General features: G+C 36.1%; 3 protein-coding genes and 1 pseudogene. All 4 read right to left on the reverse strand.

The window, feature by feature from the left end; translation table 11 throughout:
• Positions 1-105: 105 nt before the first annotated feature.
• Positions 106-2,958: a DNA polymerase I gene (polA, locus tag QMF79_RS08840; RefSeq protein ID WP_281773554.1), complete on the reverse strand. Its 2,853-nt coding sequence runs from the start codon at positions 2,956-2,958 to the stop codon at positions 106-108.
• Between the two features lie 133 nt (positions 2,959-3,091).
• The gene (locus tag QMF79_RS08845; RefSeq protein WP_281773555.1) at positions 3,092-4,228 is read right to left on the reverse strand and encodes a restriction endonuclease subunit S; all 1,137 of its coding nucleotides are present in this window, start codon (positions 4,226-4,228) and stop codon (positions 3,092-3,094) included.
• An 11-nt stretch (positions 4,229-4,239) separates the two neighbouring features.
• Entirely contained in the window at positions 4,240-6,300 is a 2,061-nt protein-coding gene (locus tag QMF79_RS08850) for an N-6 DNA methylase (protein ID WP_281773556.1), read from the reverse strand.
• 234 nt (positions 6,301-6,534) lie between these two features.
• A pseudogene (locus QMF79_RS08855) lies at positions 6,535-6,653 on the reverse strand (tryptophan synthase subunit alpha); the annotation flags it as partial.

Genomic DNA, 6,653 nt, shown 5'->3' on the forward strand with positions numbered 1-6,653 from the left:
GTGTTTCCTTAAAATAGAGGGAAGAATTTGCTATTTGGACAGCCAATTCTTTGAAAGTTTCCCCATTATACAACATTGTACTATTAAACTAGTCAAAGGCATAAACTAGTGAGCTTCATCCCAGTTATCGCCCACGCCCACATCTGCAATCAATGGTACGTGCAATTTTATCGCTTTTTCCATTTCCGCCTTAATCAACTGGCTGTAATGTTCGACCATTTCCGCTTTCACTTCAAATACCAATTCATCGTGTACTTGCATAATCATTTTGATGTTCTCATCACCAAAAATCATTTTATCAATACCGATCATCGCAACTTTGATAATATCTGCTGCCGTTCCTTGCATTGGTGCGTTGATTGCCACACGCTCTGCCGCTTTGCGACGCATTCCGTTACTTGATTTAATCTCTGGCAAATATAAGCGTCTACCTAAAAGTGTTTCCACATAGCCCTGCTCTGCAGCTTTCGCTTTAATATCGGTCATAAATTGCAATACGTTTGGATAGCGATTGAAATAAGCATCCATATAGGTTCTAGCTTCTTGGCGAGAAATGCCGAGCTGGTTCGATAAACCAAATTCCGACATGCCATAAATCAAGCCGAAGTTAATCGCTTTCGCATTGCGACGTTGTTCGTTAGTCACTTCTTCAAGAGACACACCGAAAATCTCCGCGGCGGTTGAGCGGTGAATATCTTTCCCCTCAGCAAAAGCTTTTTGCATACCTGCATCATTTGCCAAATGTGCCATAATACGCAACTCAATTTGCGAGTAGTCCGCAGCCACAATTTTGTAGCCTTCACGAGCAATAAAGGCTTGGCGAATCCGTCTGCCCTCTTCGTTTCGAATTGGAATATTCTGTAAATTTGGATCGCTTGAAGAAAGCCGCCCTGTTGCGGTTACAGCCTGATGATAAGAGGTATGCACTCGTCCTGTTTTTGGGTTAATCATCTGCGGTAATTTATCAGTATAAGTCGATTTCAACTTGCTTAATCCACGATGTTCTATCAACAATTTTGGCACGATATGCCCTTCTTGAGCCAATTCCTCCAACACTTCCTCGTTAGTTGAAGGAGCACCTTTAGGCGTTTTTTTCTTCACAGGCAAACCGAGTTTTTCAAACAAAATTTCTTGTAGCTGTTTCGTAGAAGCCAAGTTAAACTCCTGCCCCGCAGCTTGATGCACTTCTGCTTCCACTTCCGTCAAACGCTGTTCAATCTCTTGGGATTGTGCCAACAATTTTTGCGGATCAATCAATACACCATTGCGTTCAATATGCGAAAGCACACGCACCAGCGGCATTTCAATCTCGTTAAACAGTTTCAACAAAGTCGGCGTTTTTTCAAGCTCTGGGAATAAGGTTTGATGCAATTTCATCGTTACATCTGCATCTTCTGCCGCATATTCAGAGGCAACATCTAACGCAATTTTATCGAAGGTCAGCTGATTTTTACCCTTGCCCGCAATCTCTTCAAACGCAATAGTTTTATGTCCTAAATAACGTTCTGCCAAGTCGTCCATATTATGACGCCCTGTGCTGTTTTGGGTGTAAGATTCCAGCATTGTATCAAACGCCACACCTTGTACTTCAATGCCGTGATTAGCAAATACCGTTAAATCATATTTAATGTTCTGCCCGATTTTTTTGATCTGCTCATCTTCTAAAATCGGCTTTAATTGTGCTAAACAAGCGGTTAAATCAAGCTGATTTTTTACTAATTCATAGCCCACCATTGTGGTGTTTTTCGCAAACAAATCGCCCTGCCCCGCTTGTTCGCTCACTTCTTCTTTGTGAGTTAATGGAATATAGCACGCTTCACCAGAAGCTAGTCCAAATGAAATCCCTACAAGCTCTGCCGACATCACATCCAGCGTATTCGTTTCAGTATCGACAGCAACCAATTTTTCCGCTTGGATTTTCTTTATCCATTTTGTAAGTTGTGTTTCTGTCGTTACCGTTTCATATTTCGAACGGTCAATTTCTACTTTTGCAATATTTTCTGTTTTTTCGGCCGCTTGCGTGACTTCATAATTGGTTGGAATACGTTCTTTGGTGCTAGTCGTCACAGGATTTGTACCGTTCATCACCTCATTGAGCCATTTTTTAAACTCATATTTACCGAAAAGCTCCACCAATTTATCGCGATCTTGCGGTGAAGTGGTAAGTTGATCGTGAGTAACGTCCAACTCAACATCAGTTTTAATCGTTGCCAATAAATAAGAAAGATCCGCCATCTCTTTTTCAGCTAACAATTTTGGTGCGAAGGTTTTTGCCCCACGGAAACTTAATTCCGCCACTTTATCTAAATTTTCATAGATAGTTTTAATCGAGCCAATACCCTGCAACAAAGCAAGTGCGGTTTTCTCTCCCACACCTTTCACACCAGGGATGTTATCCGACGAATCGCCTTGCAATGCAAGCCAATCGATTACCAATTCAGGCGGAATACCGTATTTCTCAATCACGCCTTCGCGGTCAAGTAAGGTATTATTCATCGTGTTGATCAGCATAATATGATCGTTCACTAATTGTGCCATATCTTTATCGCCCGTGCTGATTAGAACGTGCTTGCCTTCTTTTGCAGCTTGCACTGCAAGCGTGCCGATCACATCATCGGCTTCCACGCCTTCAACCGAAATCAGCGGAATCCCCAATGCCTTAATAATGGCATGTAGCGGCTGAATTTGGGAACGTAGCTCATCTGGCATCGGCGGACGATGCGATTTATATTGTTCAAACAGCTCATCACGAAAAGTCTTACCCTTCGCATCAAATACCACCGCAATATGGCTTGGCTCAACTTGTGAAATCAAACTTTTTAACATATTTACCACACCATACATCGCCCCTGTCGGCTCGCCCTCTCGGTTAGTCAACGGTGGAAATGCGTGAAACGCACGATACAAATAAGAAGAACCATCCACTAACACCAGTGGATTTTGTGCAATAGTCGCCATTCAAAACTCTCTTGATAAATGCTTAGATAAAATTGTGGGTATTATAACGAAAACAAGCGGTTAAATCTTCTAAGAGTTTTACAAAGAACAATTTTGCAAAAAGCTAGTAGAATTTAACCGCTTGTGAAGGAGATTAAACAATTACACTTTGATAAGCCGATAACTCACGATCAGCGTATTTAACGACATCGGCGATGACTAATTTTTTGATAATCTGAATCCATTTACTCATAAACTCATAATCAATAAGACCATTTTTTACAGGTAAATCAAACGTATCAAGTTGAATTTTCTTTTTAGATATTGAATCTCCCCAACTATAGCGAGGTTTTAAACTTTTATATAATGAAGAAATCATAAAAAACTGATTATCTTTTAATTTTCCTTGTTCATCTTTAGCATATAAAGCCAAATTATGGCTATCGTTAGAAAAATAATCACTTTCTTGATATGTGATCACTAGCGTTTTTCCACCAATCATTATTGAGTTACCTTTCTCTATTTGAGAAATATCATAATCAATATATGTTGAAATAGAATTATTACTTTCTCCAGCCGTAACATAAGGAATACCACCACTATTGGGAGTAATCCAAGAGCTTAAAATACTATGAGTGTTATTTACATTAAAAACATTTGTAATATTAAAAGACATCCATTCAATACTGTCAAATCTATCTATAAGGTGTAATTCTTCATCGGTCAATGTATAGTTTGATAGCCCTGTTACTTGCAAGTATCCTTGCAGTTCCTGCAACCGTTCCGCTTGCAGTTCACTAATAAAATGATGCATATAAGAAATATCTGGCTGTTCATTTCTTATAGGAAGAAAAATAACCAAGTTATTTAACGTGTTCATTGTAGGATAGCTTGAATAATTCTTATCAAAGATTTTTAACCCACTATTTATACAAGCAATCATATATTTATAGTGGCTTATAATCCAATCAAACTTTGGAGTTAATAAGAATAAATTTTGGCTACCATACCATTTGTGTTTTCTAAATTGAGCAATATTTTCACCAACTTGAATAACAGAAAATGTGTTACCATTATTAGGCTCAAATCCCAAATGTTTCACATAACCTTGAATACCATTGTTAATCGATGTTCTTCCAATAAACTCATAATCGTTACCGTTGCTATTGTTTGATAATTCTATATTACCCTTATCAAAGCTAACAGAAGTCTTTATAGTAAACCAATCTTTTAAAATTGTTCTTTTCCATTCTCCCCCACTTGCTAAAAATTCTTCTTCTAATTTCTGCAAGCGAGAGTTAATTACTTTCCCTGTTCACCTTCCTTTTTTAATAATTGTGACACTTCCCACGCTAAATAATCGGCAACGGTTTTCTTAAAATCAGCAAGGGTAGGTTTCGTATCAATTTTTTTGTGTTGAGTGAAATTCCAATCACAACCAAATTCATCACCAGAAATCGCAATTTTATCTTCAATATATTCATTTTCAGTAAAGTGATTTAATTCTCCTTTACCAAATTTCACTAAATCAACTAATTCCTGATAACGTTCTGTTGCATGATCAACATTACGTAAATTTGTACTGGCTTTCGCTTTTTTACGGCTTGAGCGTTTGTAACCATCATTTGTAAAATCGATAAATTTTACTAGTTGTTTTTCTTCATGTTTTTCGCCAACTTTAAACACATAAATTGCTGTTTGCACGCTAGACTTACCAATAAATATATCAGCTGGCATTTTTATACTTGCAATCAAAGAATGTTTTTGCAGAATACGTTGATTAATTTCTTTTGCTTTACCTGTTCCAGCAGAATCTTGAATAATAACCGCTGCATAACCTTTGTTCATCATATTCAAGGCTTTTTCAACAAAGATCATACCATTACCTTCTTTAGAATAAGGAGGGTTCAGAATAAAGGCATCTGCTGGAAATGCTTTATCTTCAAATCCTTTCCCTTCAAAGTCAGATAATGAGTTTTTATTTAATACATTTGAACTGCCATCTCCCATTAAGATCATATTTAAAATGGCTAACATATATACGCTAGATAAGATCTCAACACCTAATAATTGATGGGCTTTAATATGAGCTTCTTTTTGACGTAATTCATCTGGAGATGTAATGCTGTTTTTAGCATCAATTAGCATCTCATTCATTGCAGCAACAAGTAAACCTGCCGACCCCGTTGCGAAATCCCACACATAAGAATCTTTATTTACACGAGCTAATTTAGCTAAAAGTGTTGCAACATAAGACGGTGTCAAAACAACATCATTTAATTTATCTTGACTAAATCCAAGCCAAGAATACATTTCATTAAATAATTTTCCTGTAAAATCGGTAGTTAAGCCAATTTTGTAATAAATACCCAAATCATCAACAATTTTTATAAATACTCGTTTTAATTGACTTTCTCCATCAACAACTTTGTTGATATTCTCTGTCAAAACAGTATTTGATAATGTTCGAATAATTAAGTTTTTCTTTTCCTGAGGTAAATTTTTAGCTGATAAAAAAGCGTTTATTTTTCTGATTAGAATATCGCCATCTCTTTCCCCTTCTTCTGTTTTAGATTTTAAATCTTCTTTTTCAAGCGGAGAAACCTTACCTTGAACACCTAAAGTTGCCATAATAGATGCTGCAACTAAATAAACCCTATCATTTTCGCCTAATCCAGATTCATTCTGGTAAATATCATTATTTAGTTTTGTCAAACTGGCATCTATTTCATTTTCACGTTTAGCTTTTATTCTTTCTAATTCATTTTGAGATAAAGAAAGATTATTTACTTGTGTAATAAAATCTTCAAAATGCTCAGGAGCTAAGAATGAAAAATCTGAGAATTCTCCTATTTTTTGTCCAATACCTAAATTTGCTTTAGATACATAATACACACCAATTTCATAGCATAACTTATCTGTATGAGATTCTTTATAACCAGTCATACCAATCGCAATAATATCGGTATAGCTTGTATGATGTAATAATGCATTGGCATAATGCACGGCACCATTTACTGCATATCCATTGATATTTTTAAAAATAGGTTCATTCTTAGCTGAACGATTTTCAACATTTCCATCCGCGTCTAGTTTGGCTAATTTATCTTTATAACCTTTATATTCAATAAGAATAGGGTAATCTTTTTGAGTAATATTTGAACGCAATAATAATTTTGCATCGGGACGATTTCCGCCAACGCCTCCATTTTTACTGAAGTAAGCATCTAAAGCTTTATCAATTTCCGTATTTAATTGTTCTTGCTCTAATTTATAGTTGAGTTTATACGAGGCTAACCAGCCGTTTGCTAAATTAGCAATGTTCGGTTCAACCGATTGAATTTTTGATGGAGACTTAGCCATTTAAGCCTCCGCATTTATTTAATATAGAAGTGAAAGCGGTGAGATTTTTTGAAAAATTTACAATTTTTTGCTTGCAATTAACGTTAAGTTTGTGCAGTGCAGTGCAGTGGCATTTTTTCGTCCTTAATTTATGAATGTCAATCGAATTTTGAAATTATAAAGAAAAAACGGCTAAATTTCCTTGATTTTTCAACAAAATCAGAAAATTTAACCGCTTGTTTTTCTTTACTTAATTTAGCCTTTGGTTGCTTGTTTCATTTCTCTCACAAACAAACTTAGCTCTTCTAATAATTTCGGCTGATTATCTAAATTTCGCTCAATAATTTTTACTGTTGCCGAACCTGAAATTGCAC

The sequence above is a fragment of the Pseudohaemophilus parahaemolyticus genome, assembly GCF_938021905.1.
GTDB classification, from domain to species: Bacteria; Pseudomonadota; Gammaproteobacteria; order Enterobacterales; family Pasteurellaceae; genus Haemophilus_A; species Haemophilus_A parahaemolyticus_B.

Excerpts from the sequence above, each read along its gene's own strand:
- polA (WP_281773554.1), bottom strand. The coding sequence starts at position 2,958 with ATGGCGACTATTGCACAAAATCCACTGGTGTTAGTGGATGGTTCTTCT.
- QMF79_RS08850 (WP_281773556.1), bottom strand. The coding sequence starts at position 6,300 with ATGGCTAAGTCTCCATCAAAAATTCAATCGGTTGAACCGAACATTGCT.